We start from the raw sequence: 18,843 nt of genomic DNA, 5'->3' as shown, positions 1-18,843 counted from the left end.
CGAAACACGACATGGAAGCCCTTGGCAAAGCCCTTCAGCCACCCCAGGACACCTCGCGGGGAATTGCGCCGAACGTGGTCCTGTTGCTGTTGTTCCTCCTGTTTTCCGGCGTCTTCCTCGCCTCTTTCTGCCTGGGGCAGTACGACATCTCCATTGGCCAGGTGGTCAAGATCTTCGCCTCCAAGCTGTTGCCCGTCCGCCAGGACTGGCCGCAAGCCATGGAGACCGTCGTTTTCAAGGTGCGCCTGCCCCGCATACTGGGCGCATCGCTGGTCGGGGCGGCCCTGGCGATGGCCGGGACGGCCTACCAGGGCATGTTCAAAAATCCGCTGGTTTCGCCCGATATCCTGGGGGCCTCCTCCGGAGCGGGACTGGGGGCGGCCCTGGCCATCTCCCTGTCGCTGAGCGTCTACGGGGTCCAGATCCTGTCTTTCGTCCTGGGACTGGTGGCGGTCTCGCTGGCCTATGCCGTCAGCCTGAAGGTCCCCAGGGACCGGACCCTGGCCCTGATCCTGACCGGCATCCTGGTCGGCACCCTCTTCTCTTCCGGGACGTCGCTCCTCAAATACCTGGCCGACCCCTACGACGAGCTGCCCACCATCACCTTCTGGCTGATGGGCAGCCTGGCCACGACCTCCACCCACGACGTGCTCGTGGCCGTGGTCCCCATCGTGGCCGGAGCGGCCATCCTGTACGTGTTCCGCTGGCGCATGAACGTCATGTCCCTGAGCGAGGACGAGGCGCTCTCCCTGGGCGTGGAGACCGGCAAGCTGCGGCTCGCGGCCATCATCGGTTCGACATTGATGACCTCGGCGTCGGTGTCCGTGGGCGGGCTGGTCGGCTGGGTCGGCCTGCTCATCCCCCACCTGGCCAGAATGCTGATCGGCCCGGACTTCCAGACCCTGCTCCCGGCTTCCGGCCTGCTCGGCGCGGCCTACCTCATCCTGGTGGACGACATGGCCCGCGGCTTCGCCTCCGTGGAAATACCGCTGGGGGTCCTGACCTCCATTCTCGGCGCCCCGTTTTTCCTGGTGTTGTTGAGTCGTCAAAAAGGAGGATCCGAATGATTTTCGAATTGTGCGACGTCCATGCCCGGTATGGAAAAAACACGACCCTGCACGGCGTGTCCCTGGCTCTGGAAAGCCGCGAGGTCGTCTGCCTCCTGGGCCCCAACGGCGCGGGCAAGTCAACGCTGTTCAAGGTCGCGTTGGGATTCCTCCCGACCACAAGCGGCCGGATATCGTGCGACGGAGAGGACATCTCCGGCTGGTCGCGCGCCAGGATCGCCCGGACCATCGGCTATATTCCGCAAAGCCACGCGCCCACCTTCCAGTACAGGTCCTTCGACATGGTGCTGATGGGACGCACGGCCCATCTCGGCCGGTACGCCACCCCTTCGGCAAAGGACAGGGACCTGGCCGAAGCGGCCATGGAACACATGAGCATCCTTCATCTGCGGAATGCCCTGTTCTCGGAACTGAGCGGAGGCGAGCGCCAGCTCATCCTGATCGCCAGGGCCCTGGCGCAGAACCCGCGATTCCTGATCATGGACGAGCCGACCAACAATCTGGATTTCGGCAATCAGGTGCTCGTCCTGCGGCACGTCCAGGCCCTGGCCCGGGACGGCCTGGGCATCATCATGGCCACGCATTACCCGGACCACGCGTTCCGGTATGCGGACAAGGCCGTTCTCATCAAGGGAGGCGTGATAGTCGGCTCCGGAACCCCGGAGACGACCGCGACGGAACAACGGTTGAACGATCTCTACGGCGTGGGGCTCAACATAGCCGACGCCTGCACCGAAAACGGCCACAACTCGATGAAGGTTTGCATCCCGGCGATATGCCCCTCCCCAGCACCCCAACAGCAGTACATGGAGTAATCTATGACCCTTTGCAAAAACACGCTCATCAAGCTCGTATGCGTCTGCGCGGTTATCGTCTTCTGTCACGCGCCCTGCCTTGCGGAACAGGCCACGGTGGTGGATGCGGCCAAGAGGACCGTCACCATCCCGCAACGCGTCGATAAAATACTGATCACCTGCTACGGCGGCGTGACCAACCAGATCGTCGTTTTGGGCGGCGAGGACAGGATCGTGGGCCAGCCCGCCATGGACCGGTTTCCGCAATTGCTGAAAATGCGCCCGAAACTCAAGGCCATTCCCTCCGCCGGTCAGTTCGACAACATCAACATCGAAAAGATCATTTCATTGAATCCCGACATGGTCTTCGCGGGCATCATCTCCAAAAAGGGCAACAAGAAGATCGAGGAGATCGGCCTGCCCCTGGTGACCATGTATATCGGCAAGGCGCGCATCGGCGTCATGAAGGACGAGTTCCTGCACACCGGCCTGATCCTGGGCAACGAGGACAAGGCCAAGGCCCTGGTCGCCTATTGGGACGAAAAACTCGACCTCATCCGGCAGCGGGTCAAGACCATCCCGCAGGACAAGCGGCTGCGGGTCTACTACACCAGCAACGACATCCTCCAGACCGAGGGCGATGCCTGGTGGACCCAGGACCTGCTGAACCTGGCCGGTGCGGTCAATGTGGCCGCCGACCTCGGGCAGGCCAGGGAAACGACGCTGGAAAAACTCGTGCAGTGGAATCCCGACGTCATCGTGGCCCAGCGGCTGAAGGGCAAGGACCGGGTCAAGGACATCCTGGCGGACACGAAGCTGGTGGATATCAAGGCCGTCAAGGACAAGCGGGTCTATGAATTCCCCATCGGCGCGTTCTGGTGGAACCGCCCCTCGCCGGAGGCCCCCCTGGGCTTTCTCTGGCTGACCAAGACCCTCTATCCGGAACTGATGGCCGACATCGATATGCGGCGGGAGACCGGATACTTCTTCAAGACCTTCTTCGGCTACGACCTGAGCGACGCCGAATACGAGGCCTTCATCCGCGGATACAAGGCCAACTAGCCGCATCTGTCCGCACAGCGACACGGAGGATTCGCCATGTCCATTCCCACTCGGAACCTGTCCGGCCTCGGCATGCCTGAAAACGCCGCCGGGCTGGAATCCATTCTCAACGGCTACCGGGCCTACCAGGTCTTCAACACGGCCCTGGAGCTGGGGCTCTTCGAACTGCTGCACGACGAACCGGGCCTCGACCGTGAGGTCATCGCCAAACGGCTCAAGGTGAACGGCATGTTCATCCGCAGCTTCCTGCTCTCGCTCAGGGAGTTGGGGCTGATCACCGAGGATACGGAGAAATTCGCCAACTCCCCGATGGCCGACGCCTTCCTCGTGCGGGAAAGTCCCCTGTTCCAGGGCGGCTGGATCAACGAGGACACCGGCGCCAACTCCCGTTGGAGCAACCTGACCGCGCAGCTGCAAAAGGACAAGCCCGAGGCCTACGCCTTTGACCAGGCCCCGCGGACCGATTTCATCCGCGCCCTGGGACAGCGCTCCCTGCGCGGAGAGTTGCAGGGCGTGGTCCGGGAAATCCTCGCCTGGGACCAGTTCCCCCGGGCGCGCACGGTCCTGGACCTGGGCGGCGGCCACGGCCTCTACGCCATCGCCCTGTGCCAGGCCAACGGCGGCCTGGGCGGCGTCGTCTTCGACAAGCCGCACGTCATGTCCGAAACCAGGGCCTTTCTCCGGGAATACGGCATGGCCGAACGGCTGACGGCCCAAGGCGGCGACATCGACACGGACGATATCGGCGAGGGGTTCGACATCGTCCTGATCTCGCACGTCCTGTACAAGTTCAGAAAAAACATGCCGGAATTCTTCAATAAAATCAGAAATGCCCTCCGGCCGGGCGGACTGCTGGTCTCCAACCACTGGTTCTGCGCGCCGGGGTGCGTTCCGCAAAACGGGCTGCTGGAAATGGACAAATCCTTCCTGAGCTTCGGCCACCCGCTGTGCCGCATCGAACAGTTCACCGGGCTGATCGAGGAGTGCGGCTTCAGCATCGTCGCCGCCAGGGAAATCCCCGGCCCCTTCGGCGCCGCGAACCTGCACCTCGCCGTGAAGACGGCGGCGGAAAGCGTGGCCCCGGAATGCGAAACGGCCGCCTGCTGCTCCTGCTGCTGACGGTCCAGTCGAATAATCCTCAACCTGTACAAGGGCATGTCATGCAACCTGAATCGAACAAGACCACCGGCATCCTGGCCGAAACCATAACGAGCATCAAGGCCGCACTCGGCCCGCGTTTGGACGACATCGCGGTGGAGCGGGTGGTAGTCGGCATCTTTTTCACGGGAGTGAAATTGACCAACGGCCAGGGCGGGCTCTGCTTCACGCCGATCAAGACCATACCCGAGGCCGTGTGCTGTCCCAGTTCGGCCCGGGCCATGCCCAACTCCGGCAACCTCGCCGGGACGCCCGCGGCCAAGATCATCGACCACATGTTCAGCGGCAACGCCATGAGACGGGCCATCGGCATCGCCGTCATGAACGCACTGTCCAACACCATCTGGGCGGACAGGGCTCCGGGCGACTACGTCATCCGGCACAATGCCGATCCCCTGGACAACTATGCGTACCCCGAGGGCGGCAAGGCCGTGGTGGTCGGCGCGCTGGTCCCCTATCTGAAGATGCTCAAACAAGGCAACCGGGACTTCTCCATTCTGGAAAAGGACATCCGGACCCTCAAGCCCGATGAGATGGACCACTTCGTCCCGGCGGAGCACGCAATGGAAAAGGTCGCCGAAGCGGACCTGCTCATCATCACCGGCACGACCCTGATCAACGACACGCTGGAGGACCTGCTGGCCACGGCCAAGCCCTCCGCCGACGTCATCGTGGTCGGACCGACCGCAAGCATGCTCCCCGAGGCATTCTTCTCCCGAGGGGTCAACGCCATCGGCGGCGTCATGGCCACCGATCCGGACCGGCTCCTGGAAGTCCTCGGGGAAGGCGGTTCCGGCTATCACTTTTTCGGCAAATCGGCGGACCGGGTGGTTATCAACAAACCCTAGGCGGTGCCTGGAGACCTTCCCCGGCGACAAGGCCGGGGAAGGGAACAGGGCGCTTCTGAGGGCCGTCCGGCGCGAACACTTCGGGATGGTGGGAAAAGTCCCACATCCTGGGGTGTTATTGCCTTTCTAAAAAGAAATCGCACACCGGCACGGCGGAAGGCGTCCCGAGCCAGCCTTCCGCCGCCGCACGCACCCCGAGCGCAGCGAGGCGATGGGATTCTCAAGGCCCTCGGCCTTGAGCGGGTGCAGGACAGCGCCCTGCCCGATCGCCGCTGTCCTCATCCGTAGGACTCGAAGACTCGCCAACGGCTGGGGGCTCGGAGACGCCGCCCGGCGAGGGCCCGCCGGAGGCATTCACCATGCGTCTTCCCGCTCCGCCTACCTTATTTGCTGATCCACAGGGCGGTCTCCTGGAGCTGGCGCAGGAGGTTGACGCAGACGGTGCTGGGGAAGAGGTTTTCCTTTCGGGTCTGGGCGCCTTCTCCGCGCCGGCCCACGGCCACGGCGGCGTAGTGCCCGGCGCGGGCCTCCTTGAGGATGGCCTTGAAGGCGTTGCGGCCGGTGACCATCTTGATCTCGATGCGTTCGTCGGGCACGCCGTGTTCGGCGAGGATGGCCAGGGCCTCGCCGAAGATGCGGTCCGAGGAGGAGGCGGCATACCCTTTCTGGGCCACGTGGAAGAGAATGAAGGAGTGGCGCGGTTCGTCGGCGAGCATGTAGCCGACGTGGTCGGCCATGCGCAGGGACGGTTCCGAGCCGTCGAGGCACAGGAGCACGTTCTGGCGCGGGGTGCGCGAGGGGCGTTTGCAGACCCAGATGGGGAAGTCGATGTCCTGCCACAGGAGTTCGTGGCACACGGAGTTTTCGAAGATCTCCTCGAACCAGGTGAACCCCTTGCGGCCGAGGATGAGGGCGTCGTAGAGGCCTTCGCGCGCCTCGCAGATGAGTTCCCGGGCGGTGCCCAGGCGGGATTGGACGACCTTGGTGCAGATGTTGCCGCCGTCGCACCCGGCGATGTCGGTGATCCAGCGCTTGGCGTCGTCCAGGGCCTTGCGGCCCTTGCCCTTCTTGTGGGCCACAAACTCGCTGACGGCGTCTTCCGAGGGCGGCAGTCCGGCGTCCTGGCGGTCCCACAGGGCGGAGCGCGGGGCGGCGTAGAACAGGGTCAGCTTGAGGTCGCAGAACGAGTCGAAGACGTCCTTGAGGAACCGGAGGTTGTAGGAGGCGGCGCGGTCGTCGCCGATGGCGAGGAGCAGTTCTTTCTGCACGGGGGAACTCCTGTTGAGGTGGACTCCTGTGCCCAGCCATACCCCGGCGGGCAGGGAAAAGACAAGGGTCCGCACTTGTCCTTTAAAACGGGTGCTGATACATCCTCAAGAACAATGCACATCCCTGACGACAAGCGGGCCGGCACGCATCCGGCCGTCCTCATTCCGGCCGTGCTCCTGGCGGTGCTCCTGGTGGCGGAAACAGCCCTGGGGCAGAGCCTGAGTCTGATGGCCCCGACCCTGGCCAACGTGCACGGGCGGCTGACCGCGCTGTTCGGCGTCGCGGTGGAGGAAAAGCCCATCCTGAAGGGCGAGCTGGAGGACGGGGCCGTGCTCGTGCTCAAGTGCGAGGTCAGCCTGCTGGAGCCGCGCGACTACTGGCTGGACCGCGAGATCACCGAGGTCCGTTTCCAGAGCCGCCTGAGCTTCGACCCGCTGACCAGGGAGTTCGTCATGACCCTGCCGGGCCGGGAGAATCCCCTGCGCGACGCGGACTTAAGCAAGGTCCTGGACGAGGGCTGGGGGACCATCGAGGCCACGCTGGGCTCGTGGGCCCTGCTCGACAAGGGCAGAAAGTACTCCCTGCGCCTGCACACCTCCATGAACGAGGAAGGCGCGCCCGAGGGGGTCATGCGCTTCTTCTATTTCTGGTCCTGGGACGCCGGGGCCGACAACGCCTTCCAGCTGGATTTCACCTTCTAGGGGGCTGTCGTGACGCCCGATCCGATCCGCATCAGTTCCACAAGCCGCAGGGACCAGCGACGGCATCGGCGCGAGTACATCATCGCCCTGATCTTCATCGTGCTCATCACCGGCCTGACCTGGGCCGAGCTGAAATATCTGAGCGGCGATTACTATCTCATCCTGAACCTGCTCATCCTGAACGTGGTCTTCCTGCTGGCCATGCTCTTCTACGTGGCCCGCAACGCGGTGCGCCTGGTCCTGGAGCGCCGCCGCAGGGTGCTCGGCTCCAAGCTGCGCACGCGCCTGGTCCTGGCCTTCATCTCGCTGTCGCTCATCCCCACGGTGCTCATCTACCTGGTCTCCGTGAAGTTCGTGCAGACCTCGGTGGACTACTGGTTCAAGGGCCAGGTGGAGGAGTCCATGGAGCAGGCCCTGGAGCTGGGGCGGGCCTTCTACGGCTCGGCCCAGGACCGTCTGGAGCGGCGCGGCGCGGTCATGATCAAGGAGATCATCGACTCCAAGTTCGCCTGGGGCGGCAAGGCCATGGACAAGTACCTGAACAAGAAGTTCGACGAGTACGACCTCAGCCTGGTGGGCGTCATCACCCCGGAGGGCAAGGAGCAGAACACCCACGCCACGGCCCAGTGGGGCCAGGCCTGGCCCGAGATCAAGGAGAAGATCGACTGGCAGTCCCTGCGCGCGGACCCGCGCTCCTGGACGACCATCATCCCCAAGCCCGGCTCGGACCTGGTCCTGGGCGTGACCCCGGTGGACGAGGGGCGCAGCGGCTACCTGGTGCTCGGCGAGACCGTGGGCCAGGGGCTCCTGCACCGGCTCGACCAGATCGTGCGCGGCCTGGACGAATACAAGAAGCTCAAGACCCGCAAGTACCCGTGGAAGATGAACCTGTACCTGACCCTCGGGGTCATGGCCCTGCTCATCATCCTGGGGGCCATCTGGTTCGGCTTCCGCCTGGCCAAGGAGCTGTCCGCCCCGGTCCAGGCCCTGGCCGCGGGCACCGAGCGCATCGGGCGCGGCGACCTGTCCGTGCGTCTGGAGGACCGATCAGACGACGAGCTCGGCTTCCTGGTCCAGTCCTTCAACCGCATGGCCGAGGACCTGGAGCAGAGCCAGAACTCCGTGCAGCAGGCCAACGAGCGGCTGGCCCAGCAGAACCAGGAGCTGGAGCGGCGCGGCCAGTACATCGAGGCCGTGCTCAACAACATCACCTCGGGAGTCATCTCCATGGACTCCGAAGGGCGCATCGGCACGGTCAACACCGCGGCCGAGAGCATCCTCGGCATCCCCGGCGAATTTCTCATCGGCAAGGTCCCCTACCGCTTCCTGTCCGGCGACTTCGCGGACATGGTCAAGGAGGCCCTGGCCCAGCTGTCCACCAAGCCCGGCGAGGTCTGGCAGCGCCAGATCGACCTGCCCGTGCGCGGCAAGCTCATCAAGGTCCTGGTCAACGTGGTCTCCCTCAAGAACGTGGGCGGCCGGGACGCGGGCCACGTGGCCGTGTTCGAGGACATCACCGAGCTGGAGAAGATCCAGCGGCTGGCCGCCTGGCGCGAGGTGGCCCGGCGCATCGCCCACGAGATCAAGAACCCGCTCACGCCCATCAAGCTGTCCGCCCAGCGGCTGCAGCGCAAGTACGGCGGCCGCATCGGCGAGGGCACCTTCGACGAGTGCACCGGCCTGATCGTCAACCAGGTGGAGCGGCTCCAGAACATGGTCACCGAGTTCTCGGCCTACGCCAAGCTGCCCGAGGTCCAGCCCAAGCCCGACCTGCTCGTCCCGCTCCTGGAGGAGGTCACGGCCATGTTCGCCAACACCCACCGCCGGATCAAATGGAACCTGTCCGCCTCGGACATCGGCGAGTTCCCCTTCGACCGCGAGGGCATCCGCAAGGTGCTCATCAACCTCTTCACCAACGCGGCCGAAGCCCTCAAGGACACCCGCGGCGGCGAGGTCCGGATCACCGCCGTCCACGACAGGGACGCGGGCACCGTGACCATCTCCGTGGCCGACAACGGGCCGGGCCTGCCCAAGGACTCCTCGCGCATGTTCGAGCCCTACTACACCGACAAGAAGGGCGGCACCGGCCTGGGCCTGACCATCGTCCGGTCCATCATCGCCGACCACGGCGGCATGGTCCGCGCCGCCTCCAACCACCCCAAGGGCACGGTCTTCATCATCGAGCTGCACGACGCCTGATCCCCGGCCCCGCCGGGCCGCCTCCGGCGCATTCGACCGTCCAACATGTCTTGATGTCTGGCATTGCCCGCCGACACGTGCTACCCTGTCTTCACAGCGGAATATCATTACCGACAAAGCGAGAGAAACGTGCGTGCTGTAATCGCCGGGGGAACCGGCTTCATCGGCCGGGAACTGGTCCGGGAACTGCGGGAACACGGCTGGGAGATTCTCATCCTGTCGCGCCATCCGGCCAAGGTCGCCGCCGCCTTCGAAAACGGGGGCGTCATCGGCATGCCCTGGGACAACGGGGACTGGCCCAACGTGCTCGGCCCGGACACCGCCATCGTCAACCTGGCCGGGGAAAACATCGCGGCCGGTCGCTGGACCCGCGCACGCCGGAAACGCATCCTGGAGAGCCGGGTCCAGGCCGGACAACGCATCCTCGAGGCCGTGGAACAGGCGGGCGTCGCGCCCGGCGTGCTCATCCAGGGCTCGGCCGTGGGCTACTACGGCCCGTGCGGGGCCACCCCGATCAACGAATACGCCGAGTCCGGCACCGGCTTCCTGGCCGACGTCGCCCGCAGGTGGGAGGCGTCCACCGCGCCCCTCGAAAAACAGGGCACCCGCCGCTGCATCATCCGCACCGGCCTGGTCCTCGGCCACGGCGGCGTGCTTTCGCGCATGCTCACGCCCTTCAAATACTACCTTGGCGGCTACCCCGGCACCGGCCTGCAGGGCGTCTCCTGGATCCACCTCAGGGACGAGGTCCGGGCCATCCGCTTCCTCATGGAAAACCCCGACGCCGACGGCCCCTACAACCTCTGCTCGCCCCACCCGGTCAACTTCCGCAAGTTCGCCCACGTCCTGGGCACCGTGCTCAAACGCCCCTACAAGACCCCGGTCCCGCCCTTCGCCCTGCGCCTGCTCTTCGGCCGCATGGCCGACGAGCTCCTCCTCTCCGGACAGATCGCCCTGCCCGAACGGCTGACCAAGGCGGGCTTCGCCTTCGAATTCCCGGACCTGACCGACGCCCTGCGCGACGTCCTGGCCTAGCCGCCCGGAAACGACACCCCCGGACCGGAAATTTCCCGCATCCGCCTGTTGAACTCTCCCCGGTTCGGGATCAAGATACCGTCATGTCACACGAACCCGCTCCAACCAAACGCACCTCGCTCCCCCACGCCATCATCACCCTGGGCTGGGTCAGCTTCTTCACCGATGTGGCCTCGGAAATGGTCTACCCCGTGGTCCCCCTCTTCCTGGTCGCCGTGCTCGGAGCCCCGGCCACCGTGCTCGGGGCCATGGAAGGGGCCGCCGAGGCCGTGGTCTGCCTGATGAAGGGGGCCTCGGGCTGGCACAGCGACCGCATCGGTCGGCGCACCCCCTTCGTCCGCGCCGGATACGGCCTGGGCGCACTGTCCAAGCCCCTGCTCGCCATGGCCTTCTCCTGGCCCATGGTCTTCATCGCGCGCATCATCGACCGCTCGGGCAAGGGACTGCGCACCACCGCCCGCGACGCCATGATCGCCGACGCCGCCCCGGCCGCCATCGCCGGACGGGCCTACGGCTTCCACCGCGCCATGGACACCACCGGGGCCATCGTCGGCGTGCTCCTGTCCATGGGCCTCCTCGCCCTGCTGCCCGGCCACTACCGGACCATCTTCCTCCTGGCCGCACTGCCCGGCATCGTCGCGGTCTGGCTCACCTTCCGGCTCAAGGAACCCGACGCCGCCCCGGCCGCAACCGCCGCCCCCCGCCTCCCCCTGCGCGAGGCCCTGCGCGGACTGCCCCCGGCCTACTGGCGCGCCCTGCTCCTGCTCTCCCTCTTCTCCCTGGCCAACAGCACCGACGCCCTGCTCCTCCTGCGCACCCGAGACCTCGGCTTCAGCGACACCCACGTCATCGGCGCCTACGTGCTCTTCAACCTCGTCTACGCCGCCTCCGCCTACCCCGCGGGCATCCTCAGCGACCGCATCGGCCGCTGGCGCCTCATGCTCGGCGGCTGGACCCTCTACGCCCTGACCTACTTCGGCTTCGCCCTGTCCGGACCCGCCGGCATCTGGGCCCTGTTCCCCATCTACGGCCTGTACATGGGCCTCACCGAAGGCGTGGGCAAGGCCATCATCGCCTCGGGACTGCCCGCCGACCGCCGAGGCACCGCCATGGGCTTCTTCCTCATGCTCACCGGCCTCCTCTCCCTGGCCGGGAACCTCGCCGCCGGTCTCGCCTGGGACCTCATCGGACCCCGCGCCCCCTTCATCCTGGGCGGCGCACTCGCCCTCCTCGCCGTCATCGTCGCCCTCGCCCTGCCCCGCAACCACCGTCACCCCGCCGCCTGACAGGGGCGGGGAAGGCCTCCGGTGGGCCCTCGCCGGGCCGGGGCCTCCGACGGCTTAAGAACCTTTCAAAAAGGTTCTTAAGCATCTCCCAAACTTTTTGTGTCGCCTGCGGCGAAGGTGCGGACGCAAGAGGACGGGGATTGTTCGCGGAGGGATTGGCGGGTGGCGGGCAGGCGGTGCCCCGAAGTGTTCGCGTCGGGGCGGCAGCCCAGTGGGTCCACAAACTGGACCCATTTCAGCCTTCTCTCAGCCCCGTATATCCGTTTGATATGAATTTATTTTGCAAATGATATTTTCATTTATTGCGCAATTCTGGTCTATGCTTGTGAATCTGGAAATGTGTCTATTCACAGTATACATGAGAGAGGGTAAGTCGTGTCCGATTCACAGGAAGTACAGGGAGTTGTTGTTGCGGAACAAGCTATTTCAGATAATGTTACGCTAAAACTGTTTACGCAGGGTATTGCAGACTTTGCCATTATATTGTGCATTGCGTTTGGGATACTGTATGTATTCGGCAATGAATTTCTTTCCACATGGGGATCATTTGTCTTCATGTGCGCCGTACCTGTCCAGTTAGTGGTGGCCATGCTGTGGCGCTGCAGCTATCCCCCGTTCATTGTTTCGCTGCCGCAGCCGACCAAGGGACTGGTGCTGACGCTGATCACCGTCGTGGGGACGGCCATTGTCGCCTATTCCACCTTTGTCCTGGTCGGCAAGAGCGTAGGACCGCCTACGCCGATGCTCATTCAGTATTCCATCCTGAGCATTGTTGTGACCTTCTGGATGGTGCCGCTCATGCAGGGGTGGCCGCTGAAGCTGTTCCTGAAAAATCCGTTGTTGCTGGGGGCAGGCACCCTGGTGGCCTGTTACGTCATCGCCTATGCGCTGTTCCGGTGGCTGTTCGATTTCTCCTTCCTGGCCGGTGCGCCCGTGTATGTGGAGACGCTTGACCCCAAGGGGCTTGTGAACGCCTGGTCCGCCATCTCGTTCTTCGTGACCTTAAGCTGCGCGATTCTCGTCCTGGCCCTGTCGGAGATGACCCTGGTCACCAAGCTCATCGGCAAGCGGAGCGAGGGCGTGGTCAAGATCGTCGCCACCCTGATCGTCCTGTGCCTGGGCCTGGCCTGCTGGAACCTGTTCGTCAAGGGATTCGGAATGGACACCGTGGTCTATCTGGTCAAGATTCCCGTCTGTTTCATCTTCGGAGTGTTCCTGGCCGACAGCCTGATGCAGCACCGCCTGTTCGCCTCAATGGGGCAGCCCCGGCGCGGCCTGTCACTCGCCTTGTTGTCGGCGGTCTATGCCTTTGTCATGTATTACGTCTATGCGGCGGTGGCTCCGTTCCTCGCGGGGGTTCCCCTCCCGTCGGGCTCGCCCACCTACGACCTGGAACTCTGGCTGGCCAATGCGTTGCTGTCCATCACCTTCCCGGTCATTGTCGCCATGACGGAGTATTTCGAATTCTGGCCGATCCGCCGCTGAGTTTGACGTTTCGCCTTCACCCCCTAAAATGCCCGCGTCCGCGTCCTTATGGATCGGATGCGGGCACGTTCGTATCGGAGGGGAAGAGCGTGCACTCCCCTGGCGTCTCGGCTCCGGGAACAACGTCCGGACGATGGGTGAAGGCGCACAACTCCTTCCAGACGGTCCTTGATGCCCGCGGCAGGTACCGGTTCTTGACCACGGCCAGACAGGGCATGATTTTCGGAAAGGAGTCGGGAAGGCGGCAGAAGACGAACGTATCCTTGAGTCGTTCGGGAATTTCACTACCCGGCACCAGGGCCATGGCTTCCAGTCCCTGTTCCAGCATGTCGAGCAGGATGCGACCGTCCGGGCTGTCCAGAATGATTTTCGGCTTCACCTTGTATTCGTGCAGGATGTCCATGGTCTTCATGTACGTGCCCCCGCCGTCGAACCGGCGGAATATCACCAACGGCTTTTCGTGCAATTCCCTAATGTCCAACTCCACACCGGACGCCGCAGCCCGGGTGAAGGACGGCGTGGCCAGGGATGGCGGCACCACGAGGACCGACTCGGTCGGTTGCAGGGGGATGATGTGCAGCCCCGTCTCCGTAAACGGCGTGATGGTCACGCAAAAGTCGATGGCGTGCTCCGCAAGCTTGTGTTTCAACACCGTGCTGTCGTCCACCAGCAGGCGGATGGCGATCCTGGGGTGCAGCCGGTTCATGGCCGGGATGAACTGGGCCAGCAGCGACAGGGAAAGGGTGGTGCAACCGAGGGTGACCAGCCCTTCGACCCCGAGCCGGGAAGCCTGGATTTCATCGGGGATGCCATTCACCAGGTCGAGGATGTCCAGGGCCCGCTGATACAGGGCCTTGCCCTCGCTGGTGACGGCCCAGTTGGTGCCGGCGCGTTCGATGAGCGTCACCCCCAGCTCATCTTCCAATTCCTTGAGACGCTGGCTGAGCGGGGGTTGGGACATGTGCAGGACCCGGGCCGCGCGGCTGATCTGTCCTTGTTCAACAATCGTTTTGAAATATAACAACTTAGTAAAATTCATTCCTTTCATACCGCCAGTGAAAATTCGGGATCGCGCCGGGCCTGCCGGAGGGGAAGCCACCCTATATCGTTTCGATATGAGCCTATACGACAAATGGTATTTTACCCAAGCGTTATTTAGTCCGTAGATTGAAGCCTCGGAATGAAGCAGTAAAGGAGTGCAAGAAATAATGCGTTGCGAAGAGATAACGGACCTGCGGTCGGCACTCGCCTTCCTGAAAACCCTGGAAGGGCAGTATCACGAAACCGATGTGGAGGTGTCTCCGGAGGCCGCGCTTGCAGGAGTGTACCGGTATATCGGCGGGGGCGGCACCGTCATGCGGCCCACCAAGACCGGCCCGGCCATGGTGTTCAACAACATCAAGGGCTTTCCCGACTCCCGGGTGGCCATCGGCATCGTGGGCAGCCGCGAACGCGTCGGGTGTCTGCTGGGGACGCCGCCCGACCGGCTCGGCTTCCGCATGAACGAGGCGCTGCGGCATCCTATCGACCCGGTGCCGGTCGAGAGCGGCCCCTGTCAGGAGGTCGTACACCGGGCCACGGACCCCGGGTTCGACATCCGCACCCTGCTTCCCGCGCCCACGAACACCCCGGACGACGCCGGGCCGTACATCACCATGGGCCTGGTCTACGCCGAGGACCCGGAAAACGGGGACCAGGACGTGACCATCCACCGCCAATGCCTGCAGTCCGCGGACGAGATATCCATGTATTTCGTGCCGGGGCGGCACATCGATCATTTCCGGCAAAAGGCCGAGGCGCGGGGCGAGGCCCTGCCCATCACGGTCAACATCGGCCTGGACCCCGCCGTGTACCTGGCTTCCTGTTTCGAGCCGCCGACAACGCCCCTGGGGTTCAACGAACTGCGCATCGCGGGCGGCCTGCGCGGCCGGGCCGTGGAGCTCTGTCCCGCGGTCAGCGTGTCGACCAAGGCCATCGCCCATGCCGAAATCGTCATCGAGGGCGAGCTCTTGCCCGGCAAGCGGGTGCAGGAGGACCAGCACACCCTCACCGGGCACGCCATGCCCGAGTTCCCCGGTTACAATGGCCCGGCCAACCCGGCCGTTCCCGTCTTCAAGGTCAAGGCCGTCACCCATCGGGTGCGGCCCATTATGCAGACCACCATCGGCCCTTCGGAGGAGCACGTCAGCCTGGCGGGCATTCCCACCGAGGCGAGCATCATCCAGATGGTGGAGCGGGCCATGCCCGGACGTCTGCAAAACGTCTATGCCCACTCCTGCGGCGGGGGCAAGCTCACCGCCGTCCTGCAGTTCAAAAAATTGGGGCCGTCGGACGAGGGACGCCAGCGCCAGGCCGCGCTGGTCGCCTTCGCCGCATTCCCGGAACTGAAGAACATCATCCTGGTGGACGAGGACGTGGACCCCTTCGACTCCAACGACGTGCTCTGGGCCATGACCACCCGCATGCAGGGGGATGTGGACATCGTCACCATCCCCGGCGTGCGCTGCCATCCCCTGGACCCGTCCCAGCGACCCGACATGAGCCCGTCCATCATCGCCGAAGGGATATCCTGCAAGACGCTCTTCGACTGCACGGTGCCCGTGGCCATGAGGGACCATTTCCGCCGGGCGCAGTTCCTGGAAATAGATCCGACCCCGTACCTGTAGTCAGGGAGACCAAGGCCAATGGATGCGAAGAAACGATTGGTGGTCGGCGTCAGCGGGGCCAGCGGCGCGGCGCTGGCCGTGGGGCTGTTGCGGGCGTTGGGCAGCCTGCCGGACTGGGAAGCCCACCTGGTGGTGAGCCGGAGCGGTGCCCGGACCCTCCTGCACGAAACCGGATTTCCGGAGGCGGGAGTCACGGCGCTTGCCGCGACGGCATACGACCGCGAGGACATCGGTGCGGCCATCGCCAGCGGCACCTTCCGCACCGAGGGCATGGTCATCGTGCCGTGCAGCATGAAGACCGCGGCCGGAGTCGCCTGCGGGTATTCGGACAACCTGCTGCTGCGGGCCGCCGACGTCACGCTCAAGGAACGACGCAAGCTCGTGGTGGTCGCACGGGAGACGCCGCTGAGCCGGATTCACCTGCGCAATCTGTCGATCCTGGCCGAGGTCGGGGCCGTCATCATGCCCCCCATGCTCACCTACTACACCCACCCCTGCACGGTTGCGGACATGACTGGCCACATGGTGGGCAAGATCCTTAACGAGTTCGGCATCGAATACAGCGGGTTGAAGCGGTGGAACGGCCAGGCCACCGTCCCGGACGGCGAGGAGGCGGCATGATTTCACTGGAGCGGGGCAACGGACGGTTTTTGCTGCGCATGACCATCGTGCGTATGGGCAACGATTATTGCGTGGCCCTGCACGGCGGTGACCGGTCGCATATCGGAGCTGTGGCTCTGGCTGTCCCCGGCGGGTTGGGCAGTGCCGATATCCGCGTATCGGTGCTGCCGCTCCCCGGTCATCAAGAAAGGGAGCTGGCCGTGGATACGGCCCGTTGCCTGGCCGGGGTCTGGGGAGGAACCGTGGCGGTGAGCTGCGGCATCCACCTGGACGACGCCACGCCCGAGGAGATCGCGTATGTGCTGGCCGTAGCGGACGAACTGGTCCGCGACGCCATGCAACGATGCGGGAAGGAGGCATGTCCATGCGTATCGTCATAGCCTCCTTTGCCACGGTCAAGGCCGTGCTCGGTGCCCGGAGTTTCGACCTGGACGTGCCGGACCACAGCACGGTGCGCGACGTCATGGCCATCCTGCTGGATCGGTTCGGCAAGCCGCTTGCCGATGAAATGTACGACAGCCCTGGCTGTCTGAAGGAAAACTACCTCCTCATGGTCAACGGCCAGACCGTCCGTTTTCTCAACGGCATGGAGACCGTCATGGGGGAGGGAGACGAACTGCTTATTTTTTCGCCCGTCTGTGGCGGGTAACATATCGAGTGCTTTTTTGGGTGCTTAAACATTTCAACCAAGGAGAATGGAAATGTTTAATGGTGGATATACTGGCAGAATTTTGCGGATCAATCTGACCGAGCAGACGTCGACGGTGGAACCGCTGCCGCAGGATCTGGCCCGCGAATACATCGGTGGTGCCGGATTTACAACCAAGATCGTGTACGACAGCGTCAAGGCCGGGACCGACCCCCTGGGCCCGGACAATGTGCTCGTCCTCGCCTCGGGACCTTTTTCCGGCACCAAGGTGCCGTGTGCCAGCCGCATGGCCGTGGGTGCGCTTTCGCCCTTGACCGGGGCCATGGCCCTGTCGCTTACCGGCGGCCATTTCCCGGTGGAGCTGAAGTTCGCCGGTTATGATGTCCTGATCATCGAGGGTCGCTCGGAAGAGCCCGTCTATCTGTGGATCGACAACGACAGCGTGAAGTTCCGCAAGGCCGGACAGTTGTGGGGCATGAGCACCTCGGACTGCCAGACCACCATCCGCAACCAGCTCCACGACAACAACGTCCGCGTGGCCTGCATCGGCCCCGCCGGGGAGAACCTCTCCCGTATGGCCTGCATCATCAACGAACTGCGCGCCGCGGGCCGCAAGGGCATGGGCGCGGTCATGGGGTCCAAGAACCTCAAGGCCATCGCCATCCGCGGCACCGGCAAGGTCCAGGTCGCGGACGAGGAAAAGTTCAAGGCGGCGCGGTCGCGAATGACCCAGGCCATGAAGCGGAGCGAACATCTCTACCCGCAGTTCTCCAAGGTGGGCACATCCATGGTCGTGGACGCCACCAGCGCCCTCGGCATCTTCCCGGCCAACAACTACATGACCACCGGCGAGGTCTCCCTGGCCGACGACCTGGGCGCCGAGGCATTCGGCAAACGGACCCGCGGGTCCCAGCCGTGCTACGGCTGTCCGGTAGGCTGCAGCCAGGTCCGCGTGGTTACCGACGGCAAGCACGCCGGGACCCTGTCCGAAGGCCCGGAGTTCGAGACCATGTACTCCCTGGGCAGCACGGTGGGCATCCACAGCGCGGACTTCGTCATCGCCGCCGACCGGTTGTGCGACGAGCTGGGCATCGACACCATGTCTTCGGGCGTCACCATCGGGTTCGCCATGGAGCTGTTCCAGAAGGGGATCATCACCCTTGAGGACACCGGCGGCCTGGACCTGACCTTCGGCAACGAGGAGACAGTGCTGGAGCTGCTGCACCTGATGTCCTACCGCCAGGGGTTCGGCAAGGTGCTGGCCGACGGCAGCCGCATTGCGGGCAAGCTCATTGGCAAGGACTCCGGCAAGTACGCCATGCACGTCAAGGGCCTCGAACTCCCTGCCTACGACGTTCGCGGCGCCAAGGCCCACGGCCTGAATTACGCCACCTCCTTCACCGGGGCGGACCACTGCCGCGGCTACGCCTTCCAGGAGCTCTTCGGCATTCCGGTACCCAAGGCCGTGGACCGCTTTGCCAGCGAAGGCAAGGGCGAGCTGACCGTCTGGAACCAGGACGTGCGGACCGCAACCACCGACCTGCCCACCATGTGCGGCTTCCTGCTGGACATGGCTCTGCCGGACATCGCCTTGCAAAATACCGCGGACCTCATGGAAGCGGTCACGGGTTTGGTCTATACGCCCGAAGAGGTGCAGAAGGCCGGAGAACGGGTGAACAACCTTGCCCGTCTCTTCAACATCCGGCAGGGATTTACCCGTGCTGACGACAATCTCCCCGACCGGCTCATCTCCGAGCCCCTGGCCCACGGTGGGTCCAAGGGACAATGCATCAGCCGGGAAGAACTCGATATGATGCTGGACGAATATTATGATGTCAGGGGTTGGGATCGCACCGGAATCCCCACTCCCGCCAAGCTGGCGGAGTTGGGACTGACCGTTGCGAAAGGGGCGTAGTCGCCGCTGACGACTTCATCTCGGTAACGGATGGTCTTCCCCCCTTAGTGGGGACTATTCTCCCCCCATTGCGGCCCTCCGGAGGGAG

At 64.3% G+C, this 18,843-nt stretch carries 17 protein-coding genes; 15 read left to right on the top strand and 2 right to left on the bottom strand.

The window, feature by feature from the left end:
• Positions 1-74: 74 nt before the first annotated feature.
• From DND132_RS12135 to DND132_RS12115, 5 genes are read left to right on the top strand one after another with little or no spacing between them, the layout of a single operon-like run.
• A complete protein-coding gene (locus DND132_RS12135; RefSeq protein ID WP_420794994.1) occupies positions 75-1,067 on the top strand; it encodes a FecCD family ABC transporter permease in 993 nt (330 codons plus the stop codon).
• On the top strand, positions 1,064-1,882 hold the full coding sequence (locus DND132_RS12130) for an ABC transporter ATP-binding protein (RefSeq protein WP_014323039.1): 819 nt from the start codon (positions 1,064-1,066) through the stop codon (positions 1,880-1,882). The genes DND132_RS12135 and DND132_RS12130 overlap by 4 nt, the downstream gene beginning before the upstream one ends.
• 3 nt (positions 1,883-1,885) lie before the next feature.
• Positions 1,886-2,923 (top strand): ABC transporter substrate-binding protein, encoded by a 1,038-nt coding sequence (locus DND132_RS12125; RefSeq protein WP_014323038.1) that lies wholly within the window; start codon positions 1,886-1,888, stop codon positions 2,921-2,923.
• A 36-nt stretch (positions 2,924-2,959) separates the two neighbouring features.
• Positions 2,960-4,042, top strand: a complete 1,083-nt coding sequence (locus DND132_RS12120) for a class I SAM-dependent methyltransferase (RefSeq protein ID WP_014323037.1) — start codon at positions 2,960-2,962, stop codon at positions 4,040-4,042.
• 41 nt (positions 4,043-4,083) lie between these two features.
• Positions 4,084-4,929: a DUF364 domain-containing protein gene (locus tag DND132_RS12115; protein WP_014323036.1), complete on the top strand. Its 846-nt coding sequence runs from the start codon at positions 4,084-4,086 to the stop codon at positions 4,927-4,929.
• Positions 4,930-5,312: 383 nt separating this feature from the next.
• On the opposite strand, the gene DND132_RS12110 is transcribed toward DND132_RS12115, so the two are convergent.
• Positions 5,313-6,197: a universal stress protein gene (locus tag DND132_RS12110; RefSeq protein WP_014323035.1), complete on the bottom strand. Its 885-nt coding sequence runs from the start codon at positions 6,195-6,197 to the stop codon at positions 5,313-5,315.
• 114 nt (positions 6,198-6,311) lie between these two features.
• Between DND132_RS12110 and DND132_RS12105 the strand changes: the two genes are divergently transcribed.
• The 5 genes from DND132_RS12105 to DND132_RS12085 all read left to right on the top strand — a co-directional run bounded on the left by DND132_RS12105 (position 6,312) and on the right by DND132_RS12085 (position 12,904).
• The gene (locus DND132_RS12105; RefSeq protein ID WP_014323034.1) at positions 6,312-6,899 is read left to right on the top strand and encodes a DUF4390 domain-containing protein; all 588 of its coding nucleotides are present in this window, start codon (positions 6,312-6,314) and stop codon (positions 6,897-6,899) included.
• A 9-nt stretch (positions 6,900-6,908) separates the two neighbouring features.
• Positions 6,909-9,098, top strand: coding sequence for a sensor histidine kinase (locus tag DND132_RS12100; protein ID WP_014323033.1), 2,190 nt, complete (start codon positions 6,909-6,911; stop codon positions 9,096-9,098).
• Positions 9,099-9,227: 129 nt separating this feature from the next.
• On the top strand, positions 9,228-10,133 hold the full coding sequence (locus DND132_RS12095; RefSeq protein ID WP_014323032.1) for a TIGR01777 family oxidoreductase: 906 nt from the start codon (positions 9,228-9,230) through the stop codon (positions 10,131-10,133).
• A gap of 83 nt (positions 10,134-10,216) precedes the next feature.
• Positions 10,217-11,419 (top strand): MFS transporter, encoded by a 1,203-nt coding sequence (locus DND132_RS12090; protein WP_014323031.1) that lies wholly within the window; start codon positions 10,217-10,219, stop codon positions 11,417-11,419.
• A 555-nt stretch (positions 11,420-11,974) separates the two neighbouring features.
• Positions 11,975-12,904 (top strand): hypothetical protein, encoded by a 930-nt coding sequence (locus DND132_RS12085; protein ID WP_014323030.1) that lies wholly within the window; start codon positions 11,975-11,977, stop codon positions 12,902-12,904.
• Between the two features lie 46 nt (positions 12,905-12,950).
• On the opposite strand, the gene DND132_RS12080 is transcribed toward DND132_RS12085, so the two are convergent.
• Entirely contained in the window at positions 12,951-13,943 is a 993-nt protein-coding gene (locus DND132_RS12080; protein WP_014323029.1) for a LysR family transcriptional regulator, read from the bottom strand.
• 169 nt (positions 13,944-14,112) lie between these two features.
• On the opposite strand from DND132_RS12080, the gene DND132_RS12075 reads away from it, so the two are divergent.
• Genes DND132_RS12075 through DND132_RS12055 form a run of 5 tightly spaced genes read left to right on the top strand, consistent with a single transcriptional unit; the run spans position 14,113 to position 18,755 of the window.
• A complete protein-coding gene (locus tag DND132_RS12075; RefSeq protein ID WP_014323028.1) occupies positions 14,113-15,570 on the top strand; it encodes a UbiD family decarboxylase in 1,458 nt (485 codons plus the stop codon).
• 18 nt (positions 15,571-15,588) lie between these two features.
• Entirely contained in the window at positions 15,589-16,191 is a 603-nt protein-coding gene (locus DND132_RS12070) for a UbiX family flavin prenyltransferase (RefSeq protein ID WP_014323027.1), read from the top strand.
• Entirely contained in the window at positions 16,188-16,571 is a 384-nt protein-coding gene (lpdD, locus tag DND132_RS18330) for a prenylated flavin chaperone LpdD (RefSeq protein WP_014323026.1), read from the top strand. Before DND132_RS12070 ends, lpdD begins: the two co-directional genes overlap by 4 nt.
• A complete protein-coding gene (locus tag DND132_RS12060; RefSeq protein ID WP_014323025.1) occupies positions 16,556-16,840 on the top strand; it encodes a MoaD/ThiS family protein in 285 nt (94 codons plus the stop codon). Before lpdD ends, DND132_RS12060 begins: the two co-directional genes overlap by 16 nt.
• Before the next feature lie 46 nt (positions 16,841-16,886).
• Complete coding sequence (locus DND132_RS12055; RefSeq protein WP_050813977.1) at positions 16,887-18,755, top strand: aldehyde ferredoxin oxidoreductase C-terminal domain-containing protein; 1,869 nt, start codon at positions 16,887-16,889, stop codon at positions 18,753-18,755.
• The last annotated feature ends 88 nt before the right edge of the window (positions 18,756-18,843 follow it).

Origin of the sequence: Pseudodesulfovibrio mercurii, from assembly GCF_000189295.2 — a bacterium.
GTDB lineage: Bacteria > Desulfobacterota > Desulfovibrionia > Desulfovibrionales > Desulfovibrionaceae > Pseudodesulfovibrio > Pseudodesulfovibrio mercurii.
Note: the sequence above shows the minus strand (reverse complement) of the source record. Positions and strands in the feature narration are given on the sequence as shown.